Here is a 247-nt window from a genome sequence, read left to right as displayed (position 1 = left end):
GTTTTATCCGAAGCGCGTCATTGTCCGTCTCTCTGATTTTAAATCGAACGAATATGCCAACCTGGTCGGTGGTGAGCGTTACGAGCCAGATGAAGAGAACCCGATGCTCGGCTTCCGTGGCGCGGGACGCTATATTTCCGACAGCTTCCGCGACTGTTTCGCGCTGGAGTGCGAAGCAGTGAAACGTGTGCGCAACGACATGGGGCTGACCAACGTTGAGATCATGATCCCGTTCGTGCGAACCGTA

The 247-nt window shown here is 54.7% G+C and carries 1 protein-coding gene; it reads left to right on the top strand.

What is annotated here, in order from left to right:
* On the top strand, positions 1-247 hold a 247-nt coding region (locus SB822_RS59635; RefSeq protein WP_410859446.1), incomplete at both ends, for a putative PEP-binding protein.

Origin of the sequence: Paraburkholderia sp. SIMBA_054, from assembly GCF_046534875.1 — a bacterium.
In the GTDB taxonomy this organism is placed as follows: Bacteria; Pseudomonadota; Gammaproteobacteria; order Burkholderiales; family Burkholderiaceae; genus Paraburkholderia; species Paraburkholderia hospita.
This window is presented reverse-complemented; position numbering and strand designations above follow the sequence as displayed.